Source organism: Streptomyces filamentosus (genome assembly GCF_014654895.1).
Taxonomy (GTDB): Bacteria; Actinomycetota; Actinomycetes; order Streptomycetales; family Streptomycetaceae; genus Streptomyces; species Streptomyces filamentosus.
The window spans coordinates 604,163-626,153 of sequence record NZ_BNBE01000004.1; the positions used below are offsets into that span (position 1 = coordinate 604,163).

Genomic DNA, 21,991 nt, shown 5'->3' on the forward strand with positions numbered 1-21,991 from the left:
CCTGGAGAAACCCATGTCCCTCACCGTCCACGGCGTCGACGAGATCCGCGCCCGGGCCGGCGCCGACCTCGGCCACAGCTCCTGGGTCGAGATCGCCCAGTCGCGCGTGAACACCTTCGCCGACGCCACCGACGACCACCAGTGGATCCACGTCGACGAGGAGCGGGCCGCCACCGGCCCGTTCGGCGGCACCATCGCCCACGGCTACCTCACCCTCTCCCTCCTCATCCCCATGTGGAGCGAGCTCCTCCAGGTCGAGGGCGTCTCGATGGCCGTCAACTACGGTCTGAACAAGGTCCGTTTCCCCTCCCCCGTCCGCGTCGGCTCGAAGATCCGCACCCACGGCCGCATCGCCACGGTCGAGGACGTCCGGGGCGGCGTCGAGGTCGTCGTCGACCTCACCGTCGAGATCGACGGCGCCGACAAGCCTGCCTGCGTCGCCCAGGCGGTCTACCGCTTCTACGCCTGATCCCCACCCTCTCCCAGGGGCGGGCGCCCCGCGCAGGCGCCCGCCCCTGAGGCATGCCCGCGCGCCGGGTACGGTTCTCCCGCATCCGGCACGGAGAGGGGAGGGCCATGACGACGAGGCCGGTCGAGGCGGTCGGGCCGCTGGAGCGGGGACTCGCCGTGCTGCGGGCCGTGGTCGCCGGGGAGGGCGGGCGGCGGGGCGTCGGGGAGGTGGCCCGGGAGACGGGGCTCGCGCGGGCGACGGTGGACCGGATCGCGACCACGCTCACCGTCCTCGGGGTGCTGCGGACCGAGGGGCGCGCGCTGCTGCTGGCGCCCGGGGCGGCCGGGCTCGGCAACGCCTATCTGGACTCCTGCGGGCTGCCCGCGCTCCTCGGGCCGCACGCCGCCGCGCTCGCCGAGCGGCTCGACGAGCCGGTGTCGCTGGCCGTGCCCGACGGCGACGGGGTCCGCTTCCTCGCGCAGGCCGACCGGCGGCGGGCCCTGGCCTTCGCCTTCCGGCCCGGGGACCTGCTGCCGGCCGAACGGTGCGCGCCCGGCGCCCTGTTCGCCGCCGAGGACGGCCGTCCGGCCGGGGACGAGGCGTTCGCGGCGCGGGTGCGGGAGGCGCGCGAGCGGGGCGTGGCCGTCGACGACCAGCTGATCGAGCCGGGGCTCGTCTCCGTCGCCCTGCCCGTACGGGACCCGGCGGGGGCCGTCGTGTGCGCGGTGAGCGTCGCCGGGCACACCCGCCGGCGCGACGCGGCCGCCCTGGAGGCGCTGGCCCTGGCGCCGCTGCGGGAGACGGTCGCGGCGATGGAGGCGGCGCTCGCCCTCGGAGCCGTACCGCCGAAAGAGACGCCCGCCCCCGAAACCGTACCGCCGGAAGAGACGCCCTCTCTCGGAGCCGTACCTTCCGGGCAGACGGCGCACGCCCCCGGAGCCGTACCGCCCGAGGAGGGGGCGCGCGGAGACGTCCTGAAGGAGGAGCTGGGGGCCGGGTTCCTGCGGTCGCTGGCCCGGGGGCTCGACGTGCTGCGCGCCTTCGGGGCCGTACGCGGCCCGGCCCGGCTCACCGATCTCGCGCGGCTCGCCGGGCTGCCCCGGGCGACCGCCCGGCGGTCGCTGATCACCCTGTGCCACCTGGGGTACGTGCGGGAGGACCCCGGGGGCTTCGTGCTCCTCCCCCGGGTCCTCGGGCTCGGCCACTCCCTGCTCTCCGCCCTGACCCTGCCCGACATCGCCACCCCGCACCTGGTCCGGCTGGTGCGGACGGTGCGCGAGTCGGCGTCGGTGGCGGTGCTCGACGGGGACGACATCCGCTACGTGGCCCGGGTGGCGGGCAGCCGGCTCCTGCGGATCGACATCGTGGTGGGCACCCGGCTGCCCGCGTACGCCACCTCGATGGGGCGGGTGCTGCTCGGGGCCCTGCCGGAGAACGAGCGGGACGCGCGGCTCGGCCGGATCGTCCCGGAGGCCCTGACGCCCCGGACCCTGACCGGGTCCGGCGCGCTGCGGGAGGCCGTGGCGGCGACCGCGGAGCGGGGGTTCGGCTGGGTGGAGGAGGAGCTGGAGGAGGGGCTGCGGTCGGTCGCGGTGCCGGTCCCGGACGGCACGGGCCGGGTGGTCGCCGCGCTCAACGTCGCCCTCGGCGCGGGCCGTTGCACTCCGGAGGAGAGCCTGGCGGTGCTCCTGCCGCAGCTGCGGGAGACGGCCGGGCGGATCTCGGCGGACCTGGCCGCGGTGGGCCGTCACGCCCCCGTGCCGACGGCGTGACGGGCGCCGCCCCTCGCCGCCCCGAAAGCACGACGGGTCGCCCCCGCGCCGCGCCGAAAGCGTGACGGCCCGTCACTTCCTTTTCGTGTGGCCCTTCTCCGCTCCTCCCCCGGTGTCCGGGTGCAGGGCCTCCAGGGCCGTCAGCATGAGTTCCAGGGCGAAGGGATAGCCGCTGCCCTGCATGTCGGCGGCGAGGAGGGGATAGGTCGCGGCGATGTGCGGGTGGGTCTCGGCGGGGAGTCTGCCGTAGACCTCGCCCCAGACCTCGGTGTCCGCCTCGCCCGCGGCCTCCGGCAGCGCGGCGGCGGCCGCGTCCTGGGCGGCGAAGGCGAGGGCCTGGTCGACGAAGGCGTGGTAGACGCGGACCGCCAGGGGGTCGGGGAAGCCGCCGTCCCGCAGGATGCCGAGGATCTTCTCGACCGCCCGCGTCTCGTGCGGGCGGCCCGTCGTCCGGTGCGCCGCCAGCAGGGCGGCCTGCGGCTGCGCGAGGTAGGAGCGGTGGATGCGCAGGCCCATCGCCCTGAGGTCGGCCCGCCAGTCCCCCGTCGCCTCCCAGCCCTCCTGGGCACGGCCGATGAGTTCGTCGGCGATCGCGAGGAGCAGGGCGTCGGTGTTGCGGAAGTAGCGGTACAGGGCGCTGGGGTCGGCGCCGAGGGCGGCACCGAGCCTCCGCACCGAGAGGGCCTCGGCGCCGTGCTGGGCCACCAGGCGCAGCGCGGTGTCGACGATGAGCCGTTCGGACAGGACGGCGCCCTGCTTGGTCGGCCGGCGACGCTGCCGGCTGCCTTCGGGTACGACACGTGCGGACATGGCCGGGACCTTACGTCAACACCATTGACGTGTAAACGGCGCACCGGCTTCGATGACGCCCGTCACCCGAACGACGGCGCCGGTGCCCTCCGGCCGCCGCAGCCGGTACGACCCCGTCCGACAGCCGCCGCGCGGCGCCCCCGCGCCCCGGCCGGCCGTCGTCCGTCCCGCGCCCTCCGGCGCGACCGCAGCAAGGGAGCCGCGCATGCCCCACGCCGATCTCGTCTTCACCCGAGGCCCCGTCCTCACCCTGGACCCGGCCCGCAGCCGGGCCACCTCCCTCGCCGTCACCGGCGACCGGATCACGGCCGTCGGCCACGACGAGGTGCGCGAACTGATCGGTCCCGGCACCGAGGTGGTCGACCTGACCGGCAAGCTGCTGCTGCCCGGCTTCCAGGACTCCCACATCCACGCGGTGGGCGGCGGCTGCGAGCTCGCCGAGTGCGACCTGACCGAGAGCGTCGACGTCACGGAGTACCTGGAGCGGATCCGCGCCTACGCCGAGGCGCACCCGGACCGGGAGTGGATCACCGGCGGCGGCTGGTCGATGGAGAGCTTCGAGGGCGGCCTGCCGACCCGTCAGCTCCTCGACTCGGTCGTCCCGGACCGTCCGGTCCTGCTGTCCAACCGCGACCACCACGGCGCCTGGGCGAACACCCGGGCCCTGGAGCTGGCCGGCCTCACCGCCACCACCCCGGACCCGGCGGACGGCCGGATCGAGCGGGAGGCCGACGGCACGCCGAGCGGCATGCTCCAGGAGGGTGCGACCGGCCTGGTGGCACGTCTGGTGCCGGACAAGACGCCGGAGGACCGGGTCGCCGGCCTGCTGCGGGCGCAGCGGCTGCTGCACTCGCTGGGCATCACCGGCTGGCAGGACGCCCTGCTCGGCTCCTTCAACGGCATGTCCGACCCGGCGGACGCCTACCGGGCGGCGGCCGGGGACGGCTCGCTGACCGCCCGGGTGACCGGCGCGCTGTGGTGGGACCGTGAGCGCGGCGCCGAGCAGATCCCCGAACTGGTCGCCCGTCGCGAGCAGTTGACCTCGGGCCGGTTCCGGGCCACCTCGGTCAAGATCATGCAGGACGGGATCGCGGAGAACTTCACGGCCGCGATGCTCACCCCGTACCTCGACGGCTGCGGCTGCGCGACCGGCAACACCGGTCTCAGCTTCGTCGACCCGGTGGCGCTGCGCGGCCACGTCGCCGCGCTCGACGCCCTCGACTTCCAGGTGCACTTCCACGCGCTCGGCGACCGCGCCGTGCGCGAGGCGCTGGACGCGGTCGAGGCGGCGGTCGCGGCCAACGGGCGGCGCGGCAACCGCCACCACCTCGCCCACCTCCAGGTCGTCCACCCCGACGACCTGAACCGCTTCGCCGCGCTCGGCGCCATCGCCAACATCCAGCCGCTGTGGGCGGCGCACGAGCCTCAGATGGACGAGCTCACGATCCCCTTCCTCGGCGAGGAGCGGGCGGCCCGGCAGTACCCCTTCGGCTCGCTGCTGCGGGCCGGCGCGACCCTGGCCGCGGGCAGCGACTGGCCGGTCTCCAGCCCGAACCCGCTGGAGGGCGTCCACGTCGCCGTGAACCGGCGCGACCCCGGCTCCCCGGACGAGAAGGTCTTCTATCCGGAGGAGCGCATCGACCTGCTCTCCGCGCTCACCGCGTACACCGCGGGCACCGCTCACGTGAACGGCCACGACGACGCGGGCAGCCTGCTCCCGGGCCACCTCGCCGACCTCGTGGTGCTCGACCGGGACGTCCTGGCCGCCCCGGCGGACGAGATCGCCGAAGCCCGGGTGGAGCGCACGTACGTCGGCGGCGAGCTGGTGTACGAAGCCTGATCCGGCCTTTGGCGTCAGGGGCCCGGCCGCACCGAGGAGGCCCGGACGTCGAGCCTGACCGGTACGAGCGCTCCGCCGGTCTCCCGCAGGCCCCGCTCCAGGACGGCGACGAGGTGGGCGATCCCCGCCTCGGCGACCGCGTCGGGGCGCAGGCTCAGCGTCGTCACCGGAGGTTCGGTGTGCAGGGCGGTCTCGTCCTCGCTGACGCAGACGAGGAGGAGGTCGCCGGGGACGGCGTAGCCGTGCCGGCGGGCCGCGTCCAGGACCAGCGGCGGACTGGCCTCGGCGACCAGCAGCAGGGCGTCGGGGCGGTCGGGGCCGCTCGTCAGGGCGGTCTCGACGGCCCTGATCACCGGCCCGTTGCCGGGCTCGGCGGCCCGTACGGTCCGCTCCGGCACGCCGTGCGCGGCGCACCACGCGCGGTGCGCCTGCGTCACCTCGCGGTGGAAGCGGGTGCTGCTGTCGGGGACGACGAGGACGGGCCGCCGGGCGCCCTGGGCGTGGAAGTGGTCCAGGGCCTGGCCGACGGCGGCCGCCGCGTCGACGTCCACCCAGTGGGCGCCGGGGCGGCCCTCCACGGACCGGTCGCTGAAGACCGGGATGCGGGCGGCCAGCAGGTCCTCGACGATCCGGTCGTCGGCGACGGGGTCGGCGACGACCACGGCGTCCAGGGGCAGCGCCGCCCACTCGCTCTGGAGCGAGCCTGCGGGCAGCAGCACCACCGCGTAGCCGCGCGCGAGCGCGGTGGCGGCGGTGGCCCCGGTGAGGCGGGCGAAGTACGGCGACTCCAGGAAGGTCCAGGGGGTGTCGGCCAGCTCGCCGACCACGTAGCCGATCAGCCGGGCGCGCCCCGCGCGCAGCTGGCGGGCGGTGGCGTTGGGCCGGTAGCCCATGCGGCGCGCGGTCTCCCTGGCCTTCTCCCGGACCTCGGGGGAGAGCCGTCCGGTGCCGTTCAGGGCCGCCGACACGGTGGTCTTGGACAGGCCGGCCTCGCGGGCGACGTCGACGAGGCGGACGCGCGGGACGGCCTGCCCGCCCGGTCCGCCCCGTGCCGCAGGACCGCCCGGTCCGCCCCGCGCACCCGGCCCGGGAGGACGTCGCCGGCCTTCGGTCCCGTCGTGCCCCGCGATGGCCGGGTGATGCTCCGGGGTCGCTCCGTCATGCTCTGAGGCTTCGGTCATGGGGCTGATGCTGCCATCCCTCTGACCATTGGAAAACCGTTCCCGCAAAATTGCCGGAACCCTTGTGCGGGAACGTTCCCGCATCAATACTCGCTCCATCCCCCAGCGCCCGTCACTACACCCGTAAAGGGGTGGGTCTGCATGCGCACGCCCAGATTCATCGCACTCGCCTGTACCGCCGCCGTCGCGGCCTCCCTCACCGCCTGCTCCGGCGCCACCCAGCCCCAGCAGGGCGTCTCCGGCGGAGCCGACTTCAAGGTCTCCCCCACCTCGCCGGCCGCCAAGGGCCCGCTCGACTCCTTCACCTGGTCGCTGTACGCCGAGCCGTACACCCTCGACTACGCCCTCGCGTACGACTACCCGCCGAACACCGTCCTCGCCAACGTCTGCGAGCAGCTGCTGCGGGTCACCCCCGACCTGAAGATCGAGCCCGGCCTCGCGGTGAAGTGGAAGCGGCCCGACGCGCGCACCCTCGTCTACACCCTGCGGCCGGACGTGAGGTTCCACGACGGCACGGTGATGACCGCGGACGACGTCGTCGCCTCGCTCAAACGCCAGATGGACCCGGCCACGGGCTCCCCGTGGGGCTCCGCCTTCAAGGCGGTCGACACCATCGAGAAGACCGGCCCGCTGGAGGTGACGATCCGGCTCGGCAAGGCCGACGCCCTCTTCCACGAGATGCTGGCCGCCTCCCCCGGCACCGTCGTCAGCGCCGCCTCCCTGAAGGAGGAGGGCGAGGACTACGGCACCCCCAAGGGCAAGCTGAACTGCACCGGCCCCTACTCCCTGGAGAGGTGGGCGCAGGGCGACAGCATCACCCTCAAGAAGAACCCCGACTACTGGGACGCCAAGCTCGCCCCGAAGTCCGGGTCCGTGAAGTTCACCTTCGTCGAGGACGCCTCCGCCCGCGCCAACGCCTTCCTCTCCGGCACCGCCGACGGCGGCTACATGGTGCCGTCGAGCTCCTTCGCCCAGCTGCGCGGCAGCGGCAAGGGCTCGCTCCTCTTCGGCCCGAACACCGCCGCCGCCGACCTCGCCGTCACCAATTTCAAGGGCACCCTCGGCGACCTCCGGGTCCGCAGGGCCCTGTCGATGGCGCTCGACCGGAAGAACATCGTCAAGGCCGCGGCCGGCGGCGTCGGCGTGCCCGCCAAGGCCCCCGCCGCACGCGGCGCCTGGTCGCTCGTCCCGGAGAAGACCGCCGCGCTGTACGACACGCTGCCCGAGCCCGCGTACGACGTGGCCAGCGCGAAGAAGCTGATCGAGGAGGCCGGCGCCACCGGCAAGAAGGTCGTCGTCGCGACCAGCTCGATGGCCCCCGAGATCAGCGTCGTCGCCAACGCCGTGCAGGCCGCGGGCCGTCAGATCGGCCTGGAGGTCGAGCTCAAGCCGGTCTCCCCGGACGCGTACAGCAACATCTTCGTCGACCCGGCCGCCCGCGACGGACTCGACCTGATCATCACCAACGGCTACGACAACACGCCGGACCCGCTGGAGTTCTACCAGTACCTGCGCACCGGCGACTTCGGGAACTACGGCAACTGGTCCGAGCCCGAGTACGACCTCGCCTTCGACCGCGCCAACACCGAGTACGACCCCGCCAAGCGGACCGAACTGACCGCCGAGCTCCAGAAGATCGCGCTGCGCGAGCTTCCCGTCATCCCGGTCTACGAGGCGCCGTACTCGGTCTTCCTCGGCAAGCGGATCACCGGCGCGCCGACCGGCATCGCCCAGCTCTACTACCCGTGGGCCGCGACGATCGGGGCCGCGCAGTCATGACCCGCTTCCTCCTCGGCCGGTTCCTCGGCCTGGTGGCGGTGCTGTTCGTGACCTCGGTCGTCGTCTTCGGCACCATCCACCTCGCCCCCGGCGACCCGGTCACCTTCCTCCTGCACGGCCGCCCCGCGTCCCCCGAGACCGTGGCGGCCCTGCGGGCCGAGCACCACCTCGACGACCCGCTCGTGGTCCAGTACGCCACGTGGCTCGGCGGCGTCCTCGGCGGCGACCTCGGCCGCTCCGCCCAGTACCACCAGGACGTCACCGCGCTCCTCGGCTCGCGGCTGCCCGGCACCGCCCTGCTCGTCGGGTACGCGGCGGTCCTCGTCGCCGTCCTCGGCGTCGGCGCCGGCATCCTCGCCGCGCTCCGCCCCGGCCTCCTCGACAAGACCGTGCTCATCGGCACCGGCGTGGCCACCGCCACCCCGTCCTTCGTCACCGCGATCGCGCTCGTCTCGCTCTTCTCGGTGCAGCTCGGCTGGTTCCCCGGGCCGGGCGGCGGGGCCGCCGAGGGACTCGGGCCCCGGCTCCACCAGCTGACCCTGCCGGCCCTCGCGCTCGCCCTCACCTTCGCGGGCCTGCTGGCCCGGGTCACCCGCTCCGCGATGCTCGACGAGATGGGCCGCGAGCACGTCGAGGTGGCCCGCGCCCGGGGCGTCGCGGGACGGACCGTGGTCCGCCGGCACGTGCTGCGCAACTCCCTGGGCCCGGTCGTCACCGTCGGCGGCACCATGCTCGCCGGTCTGCTCATCAGCACCTCCATCGTGGAGACCGCCTTCGACGTGCCCGGCATCGGCTCGCTGCTCGTGCAGTCGGTCACCGCCCAGGACTTCGCCGTCGTCCAGGCGATCACGCTGCTCAGCGTGGCGGCCTTCGTCGTCGTCAACCTCGCGGTCGACCTGCTCGCCCCGCTCATCGACCCCCGTCTCTCCCCCGGGGAAGGCTCCTCATGACCACCACCCTCACCACGGTGCCGCTCCGCAGACCGGGCCTGCGGAGGCTGCGCCTCCTCGGGCAGGGTCCGCTCTTCGCGGTCTCGGTCGCCGTCCTCGTCCTGCTCGTCCTCGTCGCCGCGTGCGCGCCGCTGCTCGCCCCGTACGACCCCGAGGCCCTGGACCTGGGCGCGAGCCTGGTCGGCACCTCCGGCGACCACCTCCTCGGCACCGACCAGTCCGGGCGCGACATCCTGTCCCGGCTGCTGCACGGCGCCCGCACCGGTCTCCTCGGTCCGCTCCTGGTCGTCGGCGTCTCCACCCTGCTCGGCACCCTGCTCGGCGTGGTGGCGGCGTGGCGCGGCGGCTGGGCCGACGCGGTGCTCTCCCGCGCGATGGACCTGGTCTTCTCGATCCCGGGCCTGATGCTGGCGATCCTGCTGGTCGCCGTCACCGGGCCGGGCATGACGGCCCCCGTCGTCGCCATGGCCGTCGCGTACACCCCGTACGTGGGCCGGCTGGTGCGCGGCATCGCGCGCCAGGAGAAGGCCCGGCCGTACATCGAGGCGTACGTGGTGCAGGGCTGGTCCGGCTGGACGGTGTGCGTCCGCCACCTGCTGCCCAACATCGTGCCGACGGTCTTCGCGCAGTCCGCGATGAACTTCGGCTACGCGCTGATGGACCTGGCCGCGCTGTCCTTCCTCGGCTTCGGCGTCCAGCCGCCGACCGCCGACTGGGGCGCCATGATCAACGAGGGCCAGGGCGCCGTCCTCCAGGGCGCGATGCTGCCGGCCCTCGCGCCGTCCGTGTGCATCGTGCTCGCGGTGGTCGCCTTCGGCATCGTCGGCGAGGGCCTCGCCGACCGCATCGCCCGTCGGGAGAAGTAGACGCCATGAACCACTCCACGCCCCCTCCCTCCGCGCGTCCCTCCGCGCCGCCGCCCGTCCTGGAGATCGACGGGCTCGAACTGCGGCTGCCGGCCGGCCGGGCCGCCCGGCCGATCCTCGACGGCGTCAGCCTGACCGTGCGGGCCGGGGAGACCGTCGGCCTGGTCGGCGAGTCCGGCTCCGGCAAGTCCGTGGCCTGCCGCAGCGTCCTCGGCCTGCTCCCCAAGGGCTCCCTGACGGCCGGACAGGTCCGGGTGAACGGCGCCGACGTCCTCACCATGGACCGGGCCCGGCTGGCCGCGCTGCGGGCCCGCGAGGTCGCCATGGTCTTCCAGGACCCGCGGGCCTCCGTCAACCCGCTGCGCCGCGTCGGCGACTTCCTCACCGAAGGGCTGCGGGCCTCCGGGACCCCGGCCGCCGAGGCCACCGCCCGCGCCGGGGAACTCCTCGCCGCCGTCGGCATCCGCGACCCGCGCGGGGCCCTGCGCCGCCACCCGCACCAGTTCTCCGGCGGCATGCTCCAGCGCGTCGTCATCGCCGCCGCGCTCGCCGCCGAACCGGCGCTGCTCGTCGCCGACGAACCGACCACCGCCCTCGACGTCACCACCCAGGCCGAGGTCATCTCGATCCTGGCCCGGCTGCGGGCGGAACGCGGCACCGGCATGCTCTTCGTCACCCACGACCTGGAGCTGGCCTCGGCGATCTGCGACCGGGTGTACGTGATGTACGCGGGCCGGATCGTGGAGACCCGGTCCACCGGCGAGCTGTTCGACCGGCCCCGCCACCCGTACACCGCGGGGCTGCTCGCCTGCACCCCCCGGATCGAGGCCGGCGCGCCCGCGCCCCGCCCGATCCCGGGCCGCCCGGTGTCGCTCGCCGAGGCCCCGCCCGGCTGCGCCTTCGCCGCGCGCTGCGCGCACGCGGTGGCGCGCTGCACCGAGGAGACGCCCGCACTGGCACGGCACGGCGAGGGCCTCGCCGCGTGCCACCGCGCCGACGAAGGGATCCAGCTGTGACCGCCGGGGAGAAGGGCCTCGTCGTCGAGGGGCTGTGCAAGCGGTACGGCGACCACACGGCCGTGGACGGCGTGTCGTTCGTCCTCCCGCCGGGCGGTTCGCTGGCGATCGTCGGCGAGTCCGGCAGCGGCAAGACGACCACGGTCCGTATGCTGGTGGGCCTGGAGCGCGCCGACGGCGGCACGGTCCGCCTCGACGGACACGACCGATCGGCCCGGCCCCGCGGCCGCGAGGAGCGCCTGGCGCGCGCCCGGGCCGTCCAGATGGTCTTCCAGGACCCGTACCTGTCGCTGGACCCGCGGATCACCGTCCGGGGCTGCCTGGACGAGGTGCTGCGGCTGCACACCGCCCTGGACGCGGCGGGGCGCGCGGCCCGGGTCGCCGACCTCCTCGACCGGGTCGGGCTCGGCGCCCGGGAGGCCGACGCGCTGCCGCGCGGCCTCTCCGGCGGCCAGCGGCAGCGCGTCGCCATCGCCCGCGCGCTCGCCGTGGAGCCCCGGGTCCTCGTCCTCGACGAGGCGGTGGCCGCGCTCGACGTGTCGATCCAGGCGCAGATCCTGGACCTGCTGCGGGAGATCCGCCGCGAGGCCGGCATCGGCTACCTCTTCGTCACCCACGACCTGGCGGTGGTGCGGCACGTCGCGGACGACGTCCTCGTGCTCAGGTCGGGCACGGTGGTGGAGTCCGGCCCGGTCGACCGCGTCCTCGGCTCCCCCGAACACCCCTATACCCGGCTCCTGTTGAGCTCCGTTCCCCGGCGGGGCTGGGACCCGGCGGAGGTGACCGGACGGGGGTGACCGGACGGAGGTGACCGGGCGAGGGCGACCGGACGGAGGTGACCGGGCGAGGGCGACCAGCCGGGGTCGGCCGGGCCGATCGGCCGGACGGCCGGACGGGGTGACCGGACGGGCTTGGTCAGGGCGGGCTCGGCCAGGGCGGGCTCGGCCAGGGGCTCACTCCTCCGCGCCCGGCCGGCCCACCGCCCCCGCCGGGTCGGCCGGGCCCGCCACCGTCTCGACGGGCGGGAGGGAGCGGCGCCCTTCCGGGCGGGTGCGGGCGGCGAGTTCCTCCGGGGGCTCCGCCCCGTCGCGCACCGCCGTGACGTACGCCTTCGCCTCGTGCGGGCCGAGGCGGGGAGCCCGTCGGCGCAGATGGCCCATGGCGGCCACGACGCCCCGGGTGCGGGCGAGTTCGCGCACGGAGGCGGCCAGCGGGTCGGGCGGGCGGACGCCCCGGACCTGGACGAGGTACTGCTCCTCCCAGTCCTCGTCGCCGCTCTGGACGGCGGGGACGAAGTGGAGGCTGCCGTCGTGCCGGTCGACCAGGTAGTGGCCGCCGACGAAGCTGCCGCGCGGGCCGCCGCCCCGGGCCTGCTCGGCCGAGCGCCAGAACACGAGCCAGCCGACCGCCCGTTCCTCCACGCGACAGAGGTCGGGCGTGGGCGGGGGCCCCGCCCACCGCCACGTCGGCAGCTCCCGGGCGAGGAAGTCCCCGACGAGTGCGAGCGCGCGTTCCCTGGAGATCACCACCCCATCATCGCCCGCCCGTCCTCACCCCGTCCCCGCCCCCGCCCGCCGTCACCTCCCTCCCCTCCCCCCTTCCCTCCCTTCACCGCCCGCCCGTCACCCGGTGCAGCACGGCCCGGACCGCGCGGTCGACGGCCTCCCGGGACGCTTCCGTGCGGTCGAGGGCCTCGAAGCCGTGCCGCCCCTCGGGCACGTCGACCGTCTCGACGTCCGCCCCGTGCTTCCCCGCGGCGGCGAGGAACTCCTCGACGGTCGCCGCGAACGCCGGGTGTTCGCGGCCCGCGCGGACGAGGACCAGCGGCAGCGCGCCGCTGCCCGCGACCGCCTCCGCGGGCCGGAAGCGGGACTCGACCGCCTCCCAGCCGGGCGGGGCGGCGAGGACCGGGTACGAGAGGGCGAGGCAGCGCAGCCACGGCGGGGGCGCCGCCAGCCAGTGCGCGGCGAGGAGCCCGCCGCCGGAGAAGATCCAGAGCGCGATCCGGTCCGGGTCGACGCGGGGATGGGACCGGAGCTCCTCGACGGCCTCGGCGATGTCGCCGGCGGCGCGGCCGTAGTCGGTCAGGGCGTGCAGCCGGTGGTCGACGACGGCCCCGACGGCGCCGAGTCCGGCGAGGTGGCGGGCGTATCCCCGGTAGAAGGGGGTGTCGCGCGGGGTGGGGACGCGGTCGGCGTCGACGGGACCGCCGTGCACGAAGAGGACGGCGGGGCGGCGCTCCTCGCCGTCCGGGGCGTACACGTCGACGCGTCCGTGCCGCTCGCAGGGGATCTCCCGGGTCGGGAGGAGGAACTCCAGGGTCTCGTAAGAGGGTTGCTCCTCGCCCAGGGTGAGGCGGCGGCCCTCGCCCGCCGCCGCCCGCAGCAGGAGACCGGCGAGTTCGGCCGGGTGGGAGAGCATCGGCCAGTGCCCGGCGGGGAGTTCGAAGAAGGCGTAACCCGGTCCCGCCAGCTTCCGCAGGCTCACGGGGCCGGTGCGGACCATCATCTCGACGGCGTCGAGGTCCGGCCCGTCGGCGGTGCACATCACGGCGGCGGCCGGCACCCGCTCCAGGGCGCCGTCGAGGCGCAGGGGTTCGGTGAGGGTGCGGGCCGGCTGCGGCACCGCCAGCCGGTCGAGCCGGTCGAGGTCCTCGCCGGCGAGTCCTTCGAGGCTCCCCCAGCGGGCCCACTCCCCGCCCCGGGGCGCCGGCAGCGGCGTCGTGTCGTGCCCGAGCCGGGCGCGGACGGTCTCGTCGCGGACCAGGAGCAGGGCGGGGTCCCCGTCCTGGGGCAGCCCGGCGGCGACGTGCACCACGCGCGCCACCCGGTCCGCCCGGCGGCCGGCGGCGGCGAGCACCGGGTGGATGCCGTAGTCGTGCCCGACGAGCACGACGTCCGGCCCGTCGATCCGGTCGACCAGTGCCGTCAGCTCCTCGGCGTGCGTGCCGAGTCCGGCGCCGGGTGCGGCGTCCAGGGTCACCGGGTGCACCTCGGCCCCGGCCGCCCGCAGCCGCTCCGCGACCCCGTCCCACAGCCATCCCCCGGTGAACGCGCCCCCCACCAGAACGAACGCCGTCATCGTCGCCTCCTCGTTCTCCCTCGGCCCCTGCGGCCACCGGCAGGCTAGGAACTCCCCCTGGGGGAGGTTCCACCCCCGGGCCCGTGGTTAGGGTCGGGAGAGCAGAGGAAGGGGGGTTGGGGTGGCGGACGCGGACGGGACCTGGAGCATCGGGGAGCTGGCCGGGCGGGCCGGGGTGACGGTCAAGACGGTGCGGTACTACTCGGACCGGGGGCTGCTCCCGGAGGCGGGCCGCAGCGGCGGCGGGCACCGGCGGTACGGCCCGGGGGCGCTGGCGCGGCTGCGGGAGATCCGGTCGCTGCGCGGCCTGGGGCTCGGGGTGCCGGAGGTGGCGCGGGCGCTGGAGGGCGACGGGCCGCTGGCGGACGTGGTCGCCGGGGAGCTGCGGGACGTCGCGCGGGAGCGGGCGGCCCTGGCGTGGCGGGAGGCGTCGCTGCGGCTCCTGTCGGAGTGCGAGGGGGCCGAGCGGGCCGAGCTGCTGCCCCTGCTGGGGGCGGCGGAGCTGCCGCCCGCGACGGACGCGGTGGTCCGGTTCTGGCGGCGGTCGCTGCCCGTCCGGCTGCCGGGTCCGCTGGTGGCGCGGGTGCTGGACGAGGTGGTTCCGGAGCCGCCCGCCGATCCGTCGCCGGGGGAGGTACGGGGCTTCGCCCGGCTGGGCGCCCTCGTCTCGGACCCCCGCCCCGGCCGGGCGCCGCGCCCGCCGCTGCCGGGCGAGCGGTACCGGGCGGCCGTCCTCTACGAGGGGCTGGCCGAGGCGTACGGCCTGGCGGGCGCGGAGGTGCGGGCGGGACGGCCGCCCGGCGGCCGGGAGGCGCTGGAGTGCTTCGCCGAGGCGTACGCGCGGGCGCTCGGCGAGCGGGACTCGGCCGCCTTCCGGCACCGGCTCACGGGGCTCCTGGAGCGGGAGGAGACGGCGGTGATGGCCCGGTACTGGAAGCTGGCCGCCCCGCTCCTCCCGGCGGACCGGCCCGCCCTCGGGCTCCTGCACCACCACCTCACCCGGGCGCTGGAGGAATCCGGGGCCGGCTGAGGGCGTGCCCGCCCGGACCGTTCGGATCGTGGGCGGCCGACCGTCCGACTGGTGGGCGGGGGGTGGCGGATCTCCGTCGACCCGCCGCGTTTTCACAGGTCAAAGGCGTGCGTGTGCTGTCCGGGGTGGCGCAATGTTGTGGCAACACCATCCGGGGCGGACCGCCGCTACGTTCCCTGCCATGCCCGCCGAACGCACCCCCGCCGCCCTCCCGGTCGCCGCCGCCCGCCGCCGCCGGCTGCGCGCGGACCGGGCGCGGCAGCTCGCCGACCTGCTGCGGCACCAGATCCTGACCGGCGCCTTCCCCCGGGGCGTGCTGCCCCTGGAGGACGCGCTGGCCGCCGACCACCACGCCAGCCGGAACACCGTCCGGCAGGCCCTCGACCTGCTGCGCGGCGAGGGCCTGGTGGAGCGGCAGCCGGGAGTGGGGACGGTGGTCGTCGGCGAGAAGTACCCGCACGGCCTGGACCGGCTCCAGGGGCTCGCCGAGACCCTGCGCGAACACGGCAGGGTCACCAACGAGGTGCGCAACCTCGGCCCGGTGCGGGCGCCCGGCCCGGTGGCCCACCGGCTCGGTCTGCCGGACGGCGCCGACGTGCTGTGCGTCGAGCGGCTGCGGCGGCTGGACGGGCTGCCGCTCTCGCTCGACCTGTCGTACCTGCTGATGGACGTCGGCGGCGAACTCCTCGGCTGCGACCTGGAGAACACGGACGTGTTCCGGCTCCTGGAGGAGCTGACCGGCGGGCCGCTCGGGCACGCCGACATCACCCTGGAGGCGGTGAACGCCGACGCGCACGCGGCGGCCGTGCTCCAGGCCCCGCGCGGCGCGGCGCTGCTGATGCTGGAACGGCTCACGCACCTGCCGTGCGGCCGGCCGGTGGACCTGGAGTTCATCCGCTTCCGCGGCGACCGGATCACCATGAGCGGCGTGCTGCGCCGCTCCCCCTGACGCTTCCCCTGACGCTCCGCACACCCCCTTCCCTCCTTCCCCCTCCCTCTCCCCGGAGTCCGCCATGCCCCTCGTGCCCCAGCGCGCCGACGTGCCCGTGACGATCGACGAGTCCCGCTGCATCGACGGCTGCACCCTCTGCGTCGACATGTGTCCGCTGGACTCCCTCGCGATCCGCGAGGAGGACGGCAAGGCGTACATGCACGTGGACGAGTGCTGGTACTGCGGCCCGTGCGCCGCCCGCTGCCCCACCGGCGCGGTGACCGTCAACATGCCCTACCTGCTGCGGTGAAAGGCACCGAACCCCGATGAAGAAGAAGAGACTCGCGGTCCCGTCGGCGGCGCTGGCCCTGCTGCTCCCGCTGGCCGCGGCCTGCGGCGGCCCGGCGGGCGCGGAGGACGACGGCACCGTCACGGTGACGGTCGGCTACCAGTCGAAGACCATCAACACGGTCACCGCCGGCACCCTGCTGCGCTCCCTCGGCTACTTCGAGGAGGAGCTGGCGGCCCAGGGGAAGAAGGACGGCACCCGCTACCGGGTGGTGTGGCAGGACTACGCGACGGGGGCGCCGATCACCGCCCAGATGACCGCGGGGAAGATCGACATCGGCTCGATGGGCGACTTCCCGCTGCTCCTGAACGCGGCCCGCGGCAAGCAGCTGAAGGAGCCCACCCGGCTCGTGTCGGCGACCGGCTACAACCTGCGCGGCGGCCTCAACACCGTGGTCACGGCCCCCGGTTCGCAGCTTCGGACGCTCGCCGACCTGAAGGGGAAGCGGGTGTCGACGAGCGTCGGGTCCGCTGCCGACGGCACCCTCGTCCGGGCGCTGCGCCGGGCCGGGCTCGATCCGGCGAAGGACGTCCGCAAGCTCAACCAGCAGCCCAGCGTCGGTGCTTCGGCGCTGGCCGCGGGCAGCGCGGACGCGCTGTCGCAGTTCGTCGCCTGGCCCGGCCTGCTGGCCTTCCAGGGGAAGGCGGAGGCGCTGTACGACGGGGCCGAGCTGGACCTGCCGACCTTCCACGGGGTCACCGTCCGCGAGGAGTTCGCCCGCGAGCGGGCCGGGGCCCTGGACGCGTTCCTGCGGGCGCAGCGGCGGGCCACCGACCGGCTGCGGGCCGAGCCGGTGGCGTCGGCGGAGTCGGTGGCGAAGGAGACGGGGCTGCCGGCGGAGGTGGTGTACCTCTACAACGGCGCCCAGGGCATCGCGACCTTCGACCCGGCCCTGCGGCCCGAGCTCCTCGCGGCGCTGGAGGAGGACGTGCCGGTGCTGCGGGAGGCCGGTCTGGTGGAGGACGTCGACGTGGCCGCCTTCGTCGACCCGGCGCCGCTGAAGCGCGCGGTCACCGCCCCGGCGCTGCCGCGGGCGGGCGCGGCGAAGGCGGAGCTGTGGCTGCGCGGACGGTCCGGGACCCTGGCCTTCGCCACGGCCGGGGAGCTGCTGGCGGCGGTGGCGAAGGCCGCGCCGGGGAGCGTCCGGGCGGCGTACGTGCCGGACGCGGTGACCGGGACCCCCTGGTTCGCGGACCGGGCGGTGTGGGTCGGGGACGGCTCCTCGTGGCGGGCCTTCGTGACGCGCGCGGCGGCCGAGCGGTGGGTCGCCGGCCATCCCGGATCCCGGATCGCGGCGTACGCGGACGCGGTGCGGGCGGCGGCCCCGTGAGCGCGGGGACGTCCCTGGGGCGCCGGCTGGTCCGGGCCGGGTCGCTGGCCGCCGCGCTCGGGGCGTGGCAGCTGCTGACCGCGTACGACGTGGAGCTGTGGCTGCGGTTCGCGCAGTTCCCGACGGTCGGCGAGGTGGCCTCGGCGCTCGCCGACCGGGTGGGCACGGCCGCCTACTGGCAGGACCTCGGGCACAGCCTGCGCCGGATCGTGACGGGCTTCCTGCTGGCGGCGGTCCTCGGGGTGGCCGCGGGGACCGCGATCGCCCGCTCGCGGTGGGCGGCCGACCTGCTGGGGCCGCTGGTGGAGGTGGTGCGCCCGGTCCCGGCCATCGCCCTGGTGCCGGTGGCGATCCTGCTGCTGCCGACGAACGAGCAGGGGATCGTCTTCATCACCTGCGCGGCGGCCTTCTTCCCGGTGCTGGTCTCGACCCGGCACGCGGTGCGGGCGCTGAGCCCGGTGTGGGAGGAGGCGGTCCTCACGATGGGCGGCGGACGGGTCCGGGTGCTGTGGTCGGTGGTCCTGCCGGGCGCCCTGCCCGGGGTGTTCGGCGGCCTTTCGGTCGGCGTCGGCGTGGCGTGGATCTGCGTCATCTCCGCCGAGATGATCTCCGGCGAGTACGGGGTCGGCTACCGCACCTGGCAGGACTACACGGTCGTCGACTATCCGGGCGTCTTCGTCGGCATGGCCACCATCGGCGCGCTCGGCCTGCTGACCTCGACGGCGGTCGAGGCGGCCGGCCGCCGGGTGACCTCCTGGCTGCCGCACGCCACCGCCGGGGCCCCGGTCCCGGACGCCGCCCCGCCGGGCGCCCCCGCGCCCCGGCCCGTACCCGTGCCGGAAGCGAAGGCCGCACCGGACGTGGGGACCGCGTCGGAAGCGAAGGCCGCACCGGACGCGAAGGCCGTCCCGGGCGAGGAGCCCGCACCCGCCGCCGGGGGACACCCCGCAGCCGAGAAGGAGTCCGTCGCGTGAGCGTCCCGAAGTCCCCAGCCGCTCCTCCGCGCACCACGCCGCGGCCGGCCGGGCCCGAGGGGGCCGAACTGGCCCTGGAGGGGGCCCTGCTCGGGCATCCCGGCGGGGCCGCGCCGGTCGGCCCGCTGGACCTGCGGGTCGCGGCCGGCGAGGTGCTGGCCGTGGTCGGCCCGTCCGGCTGCGGCAAGACGACCCTGCTGCGGACCCTCGCCGGGCTGCTGCCGCCGCTCTCCGGGCGCGTCCTGCGGGACGGCGTGCCGGTGCGCGGGCCGGGCGCCGACCGGGCGCTGGTCTTCCAGCACGATGCGCTGCTGCCGTGGCGGTCGGTGCGGGCCAACGTGGAACTGCCGCTGGCGATCCGGGGCGTGGACCGGGCCGGGCGCCGGCGGGCCGCCGAGGAGTGGCTGGACCGGGTGGGCCTGGCCGGTCACGCCGCGGCGTGGCCGCACCGGCTGTCGGGCGGCCAGCGGCAGCGGGTGCAGCTGGCCCGGGCGCTCGCGGGCCGGCCGCGCGCGGTGCTGATGGACGAGCCGTTCGGCGCCCTGGACGCGCACACCAGGACCGGGATGCAGGACCTGCTGACCGGCATCCTGCGGGGCAGCGGCGCGACCGTCGTCTTCGTCACCCACGACGTGGACGAGGCCGTCCACCTGGGCGACCGGATCGCCCTGCTGCCGTCGGGCCGGGTGCTCGACGTGCCGCGCCCCCGGGACCGGGCGGCCCACGGCGCGCCGGAGACCCGGGCGCTGCGCCGCCTCGTCCTCGACTCCCTCTGAGCCGCCCCGCCCTCCGTCCCCTCCGCGCCCCCTCCGACTCCCCCTGCCAGAAAGGCCCGTCGTGTCCTCCCCCCTGACCTCCGTCCCCGCGCTCGCCGACGCGCGCGAGCTCTCCTGCGACGTGCTCGTCGTCGGCGGCGGCACCGCCGGCACGATGGCCGCGCTGACCGCCGCCGGGCGCGGCGCCGACGTCCTGCTCCTGGAGAAGGCGCACGTCCGGCACTCCGGCGCGCTGGCCATGGGCATGGACGGGGTGAACAACGCGGTGATCCCCGGCCGGGCGGACCCGGACGACTACGTCGCCGAGATCACCCGCGCCAACGACGGCCTCGTCGACCAGTCGACGGTCCGTCAGACCGCCGTGCGGGGATACGACATGGTGCGGCGCCTGGAGTCGTACGGGGTGAAGTTCGAGAAGGACGAGCACGGGGAGTACGCGGTGCGGCAGGTGCACCGCTCGGGCTCGTACGTGCTGCCGATGCCCGAGGGCAAGGACGTGAAGAAGGTCCTGTACCGGCAGCTGCGGCGGCGGGAGATGCGGGAGCGGATCCGGATCGAGAACCGGGTGATGCCGGTGCGGGTGCTGACCCACCCGGAGGACGGCCGGGCGGTCGGGGTCGCCGGGCTCCACACCCGCACGGGCGAGTTCGTGATCGTCCGGGCGGGCGCGGTGATCCTGGCGACGGGCGCCTGCGGCCGGCTCGGGCTGCCCGCCTCCGGCTACCTCTACGGCACGTACGAGAACCCCACGAACGCGGGCGACGGCTACGCGATGGCCTACCACGCGGGGGCCGCGCTCACCGGCATCGAGTGCTTCCAGATCAACCCGCTGATCAAGGACTACAACGGCCCGGCCTGCGCCTACGTGGCCAATCCGTTCGGTGGCTACCAGGTCAACCGGCACGGCGAGCGGTTCGTCGAGTCGGACTACTGGTCGGGGCGCATGATGGCCGAGTTCGCGGCCGAACTCGCCTCCGACCGGGCGCCGGTCTACCTGAAGCTGAGCCACCTCCCGGAGGAGACGATCGGGGCGGTCGAGTCGATCCTGCACTCGACGGAGCGGCCCACCCGGGGCACCTTCCACGCGGGCCGGGGGCACGACTACCGCACCCACGACGTCGAGATGCACATCTCCGAGATCGGACTGTGCGGCGGTCACTCGGCCTCCGGGGTGCGGGTGGACGCGCACGCCCGCACCACCGTGCCCCGGCTCTACGCGGCGGGCGACCTGGCGTGCGTCCCGCACAACTACATGATCGGGGCGTTCGTCTACGGCGACCTCGCGGGCGAGGACGCGGCGCGGTACCGGGCGTACGAGGGCGAGCTCGACCGGGCGCAGCTGGAGGCGGCGCACGCGCTGGTCTACCGGCCGCTGCTGCACCCGGACGGTCCGCCGCAGCCGCAGGTCGAGTACAAGCTGCGCCGGTTCGTGAACGACTACGTGGCGCCGCCGAAGTCGGGGGCGAAGCTGTCCCTGGCGGTCGAGGCGTTCGAGCGGATGTCGGCGGAGATCGCGGGGATGGGCGGGCGGACCCCGCACGAGCTGATGCGGTGCGCGGAGGTGTCGTTCATCCGGGACTGCGCCGAGATGGCGGCCCGCGCCTCGCTGGCCCGGACGGAGTCCCGGTGGGGGCTGTACCACGAGCGGCTCGACCACCCGGAGCAGGACGACGCGAAGTGGCTGTACCACCTGGACCTGCGCAGGTCGGCCGCCGGGGCGATGGAGTTCACGGCGCGGCCCGTGGAGCCGTACGTGGTGCCGGTGCCGGAGTTCGCGCCGCCGGGCGGCCCGGAGCGGCCGCTGGGCGAGGTGGAGCTGGTGCCGGTCGCGACGGCGGGTCCGCGCGAGGCGCCGCCGACGGCCCGGCCCGCCCCGGAGCCCGCCCCTGCCGCCGCTCCCGCCGCGCCCGCCGGCCCCGGCCCGCGTCTGCTGAGCCTGCTCGCCCTCGTCGAGGAGTCTCCCGAACTGGGCGCCCTGGAGCCGTACTTGACGGACGCCGAGCCCGAGGTGCGGGCGGCGGCGGTGACCGCCCTGGCCGAGACCGTGCCCGCCGGGACGGGCCCCGCGCTGGCCGCCCGGCTGCGGGACGCGGACGCGGCGGTGCGGTCCGCCGCCGCCGGGGCGCTCCGGGAACTGGCGGAGGTCCTGGACGGGGACGGGGAGCTGGGCGCGGGGCTGCGCGCCGCCCTGGACGTGCCCGACGCGGCGGTGCGGGCGGTGGCGCTCGACGTGCTGCGGGCCCGCCGGCTGGGCGACGCCGGGACGTACGCGGCGGCGCTGGCGGACGCGGCGACGGAGGTGCGCCTCCAGGCGGTGCGGGCGCTGGTGTCCGTGGACGCGGTCGGCGCGCTGGCCGGTGCCGCGGCCGATCCGGCGCGCGAGGTGCGGGTGGCGGTGGCCCGGGGGCTCGCGGCGGTGTCCGCACCGGAGCCGGGGCCGCTGGTCCCCCTGCTCGGCGACCCCGACCCGCTGGTGCGGGGCGCGGCCTTCGGGGCGCTCGGCACGGCTGGCTGCCCCGGGCCGCTGGCGAAGCGGGCGGTGGCGGCGCTGGACGACCCGGCGTGGCAGGTGCGGGCGGGCGCGGCGGCGGCGCTGCGGGCGGCCGGTGCGGGGCACGCGGTGCCGGCGCTGGCGAAGGGACTCGCGGACCGGAACGCCGACGTGCGCAAGGCCGCCGTGCTCGCGCTGCTCGGGCACGCCCCGGCGCCGGAGGCGCGGGCCGCGCTGGCGACCGCGGCGGCCGACCCGGACGCCGACGTGCGGGCGTACGCGGCCCGGGGTCTCGCCCCGGCGGCCTCCTGACGCCGAAGGGGCCGGTCGGGTGAAGCCGGGTGTGCCGGGCGGCGGGCCGGGG

At 76.0% G+C, this 21,991-nt stretch carries 19 protein-coding genes; 15 read left to right on the plus strand and 4 right to left on the minus strand.

The features are described 5' to 3' along the window. The first annotated feature begins 13 nt into the window (after positions 1–13). Together IE326_RS36510 and IE326_RS36515 are read left to right on the plus strand one after the other, a co-directional pair. Positions 14–469, plus strand: a complete 456-nt coding sequence (locus tag IE326_RS36510) for a MaoC family dehydratase (RefSeq protein WP_190044636.1) — start codon at positions 14–16, stop codon at positions 467–469. A 107-nt stretch (positions 470–576) separates the two neighbouring features. Continuing rightward, entirely contained in the window at positions 577–2,223 is a 1,647-nt protein-coding gene (locus IE326_RS36515) for an IclR family transcriptional regulator domain-containing protein (RefSeq protein WP_190044637.1), read from the plus strand. Positions 2,224–2,295: 72 nt separating this feature from the next. On the opposite strand, the gene IE326_RS36520 is transcribed toward IE326_RS36515, so the two are convergent. After that, positions 2,296–3,033 (minus strand): TetR/AcrR family transcriptional regulator, encoded by a 738-nt coding sequence (locus tag IE326_RS36520; RefSeq protein WP_190044638.1) that lies wholly within the window; start codon positions 3,031–3,033, stop codon positions 2,296–2,298. Positions 3,034–3,238: 205 nt separating this feature from the next. Between IE326_RS36520 and IE326_RS36525 the strand changes: the two genes are divergently transcribed. Next, positions 3,239–4,873: an amidohydrolase gene (locus IE326_RS36525; protein WP_190044639.1), complete on the plus strand. Its 1,635-nt coding sequence runs from the start codon at positions 3,239–3,241 to the stop codon at positions 4,871–4,873. 14 nt (positions 4,874–4,887) lie between these two features. Here IE326_RS36525 and IE326_RS36530 read toward each other — a convergent pair whose 3' ends face one another. Continuing rightward, positions 4,888–6,054, minus strand: a complete 1,167-nt coding sequence (locus IE326_RS36530) for a LacI family DNA-binding transcriptional regulator (protein WP_190044640.1) — start codon at positions 6,052–6,054, stop codon at positions 4,888–4,890. Positions 6,055–6,195: 141 nt separating this feature from the next. Here IE326_RS36530 and IE326_RS36535 point away from each other — a divergent pair, with 141 nt between their 5' ends. From IE326_RS36535 to IE326_RS36555, 5 genes are read left to right on the plus strand one after another with little or no spacing between them, the layout of a single operon-like run. Then, positions 6,196–7,833 carry an ABC transporter substrate-binding protein gene (locus tag IE326_RS36535; RefSeq protein ID WP_190044641.1) on the plus strand — a complete coding sequence of 546 codons (1,638 nt, stop codon included), beginning with the start codon at positions 6,196–6,198 and terminating at the stop codon, positions 7,831–7,833. Continuing rightward, positions 7,830–8,783, plus strand: coding sequence for an ABC transporter permease (locus IE326_RS36540; protein WP_190044642.1), 954 nt, complete (start codon positions 7,830–7,832; stop codon positions 8,781–8,783). The genes IE326_RS36535 and IE326_RS36540 overlap by 4 nt, the downstream gene beginning before the upstream one ends. Next, on the plus strand, positions 8,780–9,649 hold the full coding sequence (locus tag IE326_RS36545) for an ABC transporter permease (protein WP_150234090.1): 870 nt from the start codon (positions 8,780–8,782) through the stop codon (positions 9,647–9,649). The genes IE326_RS36540 and IE326_RS36545 overlap by 4 nt, the downstream gene beginning before the upstream one ends. Before the next feature lie 5 nt (positions 9,650–9,654). Further along, positions 9,655–10,665: an ABC transporter ATP-binding protein gene (locus IE326_RS36550; protein ID WP_150234093.1), complete on the plus strand. Its 1,011-nt coding sequence runs from the start codon at positions 9,655–9,657 to the stop codon at positions 10,663–10,665. Next, positions 10,662–11,462: an ABC transporter ATP-binding protein gene (locus IE326_RS36555; RefSeq protein WP_229915833.1), complete on the plus strand. Its 801-nt coding sequence runs from the start codon at positions 10,662–10,664 to the stop codon at positions 11,460–11,462. The genes IE326_RS36550 and IE326_RS36555 overlap by 4 nt, the downstream gene beginning before the upstream one ends. A 156-nt stretch (positions 11,463–11,618) precedes the next feature. Here IE326_RS36555 and IE326_RS36560 read toward each other — a convergent pair whose 3' ends face one another. Beyond that, on the minus strand, positions 11,619–12,191 hold the full coding sequence (locus IE326_RS36560) for a YrhB domain-containing protein (RefSeq protein ID WP_229915834.1): 573 nt from the start codon (positions 12,189–12,191) through the stop codon (positions 11,619–11,621). A gap of 82 nt (positions 12,192–12,273) precedes the next feature. Further along, a complete protein-coding gene (locus IE326_RS36565; RefSeq protein WP_190044644.1) occupies positions 12,274–13,746 on the minus strand; it encodes an alpha/beta fold hydrolase in 1,473 nt (490 codons plus the stop codon). 121 nt (positions 13,747–13,867) lie between these two features. On the opposite strand from IE326_RS36565, the gene IE326_RS36570 reads away from it, so the two are divergent. The 7 genes from IE326_RS36570 (at position 13,868) to IE326_RS36600 (ending at position 21,939) form a co-directional block, all read left to right on the plus strand. Further along, positions 13,868–14,776 carry a MerR family transcriptional regulator gene (locus tag IE326_RS36570; RefSeq protein ID WP_190044645.1) on the plus strand — a complete coding sequence of 303 codons (909 nt, stop codon included), beginning with the start codon at positions 13,868–13,870 and terminating at the stop codon, positions 14,774–14,776. Between the two features lie 181 nt (positions 14,777–14,957). Continuing rightward, positions 14,958–15,725: a GntR family transcriptional regulator gene (locus IE326_RS36575; RefSeq protein ID WP_190044646.1), complete on the plus strand. Its 768-nt coding sequence runs from the start codon at positions 14,958–14,960 to the stop codon at positions 15,723–15,725. Between the two features lie 64 nt (positions 15,726–15,789). After that, complete coding sequence (locus IE326_RS36580) at positions 15,790–16,017, plus strand: 4Fe-4S dicluster domain-containing protein (protein WP_030497738.1); 228 nt, start codon at positions 15,790–15,792, stop codon at positions 16,015–16,017. A 16-nt stretch (positions 16,018–16,033) separates the two neighbouring features. Continuing rightward, positions 16,034–17,386 carry an ABC transporter substrate-binding protein gene (locus IE326_RS36585; RefSeq protein WP_190044647.1) on the plus strand — a complete coding sequence of 451 codons (1,353 nt, stop codon included), beginning with the start codon at positions 16,034–16,036 and terminating at the stop codon, positions 17,384–17,386. Further along, the gene (locus tag IE326_RS36590; RefSeq protein ID WP_190044648.1) at positions 17,383–18,360 is read left to right on the plus strand and encodes an ABC transporter permease; all 978 of its coding nucleotides are present in this window, start codon (positions 17,383–17,385) and stop codon (positions 18,358–18,360) included. The genes IE326_RS36585 and IE326_RS36590 overlap by 4 nt, the downstream gene beginning before the upstream one ends. Further along, positions 18,357–19,136 (plus strand): ABC transporter ATP-binding protein, encoded by a 780-nt coding sequence (locus IE326_RS36595; RefSeq protein ID WP_190044649.1) that lies wholly within the window; start codon positions 18,357–18,359, stop codon positions 19,134–19,136. Before IE326_RS36590 ends, IE326_RS36595 begins: the two co-directional genes overlap by 4 nt. Before the next feature lie 61 nt (positions 19,137–19,197). Then, positions 19,198–21,939: a fumarate reductase/succinate dehydrogenase flavoprotein subunit gene (locus IE326_RS36600; RefSeq protein ID WP_190044650.1), complete on the plus strand. Its 2,742-nt coding sequence runs from the start codon at positions 19,198–19,200 to the stop codon at positions 21,937–21,939. Positions 21,940–21,991 lie beyond the last annotated feature (52 nt).

What these genes read in the sequence shown, in the direction of transcription:
- IE326_RS36510 (WP_190044636.1), top strand. Translation starts at nt 14, where the DNA reads ATGTCCCTCACCGTCCACGGCGTCGACGAGATCCGCGCCCGGGCCGGC.
- IE326_RS36515 (WP_190044637.1), top strand. Translation starts at nt 577, where the DNA reads ATGACGACGAGGCCGGTCGAGGCGGTCGGGCCGCTGGAGCGGGGACTC.
- IE326_RS36520 (WP_190044638.1), bottom strand. Translation starts at nt 3,033, where the DNA reads ATGTCCGCACGTGTCGTACCCGAAGGCAGCCGGCAGCGTCGCCGGCCG.
- IE326_RS36525 (WP_190044639.1), top strand. Translation starts at nt 3,239, where the DNA reads ATGCCCCACGCCGATCTCGTCTTCACCCGAGGCCCCGTCCTCACCCTG.
- IE326_RS36530 (WP_190044640.1), bottom strand. Translation starts at nt 6,054, where the DNA reads ATGACCGAAGCCTCAGAGCATGACGGAGCGACCCCGGAGCATCACCCG.
- IE326_RS36535 (WP_190044641.1), top strand. Translation starts at nt 6,196, where the DNA reads ATGCGCACGCCCAGATTCATCGCACTCGCCTGTACCGCCGCCGTCGCG.
- IE326_RS36540 (WP_190044642.1), top strand. Translation starts at nt 7,830, where the DNA reads ATGACCCGCTTCCTCCTCGGCCGGTTCCTCGGCCTGGTGGCGGTGCTG.
- IE326_RS36545 (WP_150234090.1), top strand. Translation starts at nt 8,780, where the DNA reads ATGACCACCACCCTCACCACGGTGCCGCTCCGCAGACCGGGCCTGCGG.
- IE326_RS36550 (WP_150234093.1), top strand. Translation starts at nt 9,655, where the DNA reads ATGAACCACTCCACGCCCCCTCCCTCCGCGCGTCCCTCCGCGCCGCCG.
- IE326_RS36565 (WP_190044644.1), bottom strand. Translation starts at nt 13,746, where the DNA reads ATGACGGCGTTCGTTCTGGTGGGGGGCGCGTTCACCGGGGGATGGCTG.
- IE326_RS36575 (WP_190044646.1), top strand. Translation starts at nt 14,958, where the DNA reads ATGCCCGCCGAACGCACCCCCGCCGCCCTCCCGGTCGCCGCCGCCCGC.
- IE326_RS36580 (WP_030497738.1), top strand. Translation starts at nt 15,790, where the DNA reads ATGCCCCTCGTGCCCCAGCGCGCCGACGTGCCCGTGACGATCGACGAG.
- IE326_RS36585 (WP_190044647.1), top strand. Translation starts at nt 16,034, where the DNA reads ATGAAGAAGAAGAGACTCGCGGTCCCGTCGGCGGCGCTGGCCCTGCTG.